This window comes from Aquisalimonas sp. APHAB1-3 (genome assembly GCF_048323695.1).
GTDB lineage: Bacteria > Pseudomonadota > Gammaproteobacteria > Nitrococcales > Aquisalimonadaceae > Aquisalimonas.
Window position 1 is genome coordinate 1 of record NZ_JBLWFT010000034.1, and the last position, 1089, is coordinate 1089.

Sequence of the window (1089 nt, forward strand, 5' to 3'; positions counted from 1 at the left end):
GCTTAGGCTCAACTTTCAAGTGCAACACCTGACCCCTTCGGAGGTAGGCTGTTGCGATGAATACTGGATACCGACACCTCAGCAGTGAAGAGCGCGCCGTGATCTTCTGTGAACACCAACGGGGCACGAGCATTCGAGAGACGGCCCATCGGATTGGTCGCTGCCCAGCGACTGTGAGTCGTGAACTGCGGCGAGGCCACTCGCTCGCTACAGGCGCGTATTGCCCGACGCACGCCTCGCAGGCATACAGGACGCGGCGCAGCCGCTGCGGGCGAGGCCAGAAATTGGTGGACGGCACATGGCTTCATGGTTGGGTGCGTGATCGGTTGATCCACAGAGCTTGGTCTCCGGAGCAGATCGCCGGCAGACTCAGAACCATGTACCCCGATGATCCCGACAAGCACGTCAGCCACGAGACCATTTACGCGGCCATCTATGCCCACCCGAAAGGGACGCTGCGCAAGGCGATGATCGATGCCCTGCGCCGAGCCAAGAGCCAAAGAGGCCAGCGGCGAACAACGCCGGCGGGCGGCTCCATGGTTCCGGAATCGCTGCGCATCCGCCACCGACCCGAAGAGATCGAACAGCGCCTGATGCCGGGCCACTGGGAAGGCGACTTTATCAAGGGCGCGTACAACCGCTCGGCGGTGGGCACCGTCGTCGAGCGCAAGACGCGCTTCGTGGTGCTCAGCGCAATGAACGGCACCACTGCTGAAGCCGCCCTGGAGGGCTTTTCCAGACAGATGGGCTATCTGCCCGCGATCCTGCGCCAGAGCATGACCTACGACCGGGGCAGCGAGATGGCCTGTCATGCCGAGCTGGCCCGACGCTTGAAACTCGATATCTGGTTCGCCGATCCGCACGCGCCTTGGCAGCGCGGCAGCAACGAGAACATCAATGGCCTGCTGCGCCAGTTCCTGCCCAAAGGTGCAGATCTCAGCGAAGCCAGCCAGACCCAGCTCAACGACATTGCGCGGCTGCTCAATCAGCGCCCCCGCAAAACGCTCGGCTGGAAAACACCCGAAGAGGCCATGAACGAAGAGCTTCATGCGTTCTCAAAATCCGTTGCACTTGATTCTTGAGTCCAAG

General features: G+C 61.9%; 1 protein-coding gene. It reads left to right on the plus strand.

From position 1 onward, the window contains the following. The first annotated feature begins 56 nt into the window (after positions 1–56). Positions 57–1082, plus strand: a complete 1026-nt coding sequence (locus ACNSTU_RS17495; RefSeq protein WP_418212815.1) for an IS30 family transposase — start codon at positions 57–59, stop codon at positions 1080–1082. Positions 1083–1089: the final 7 nt, after the last annotated feature.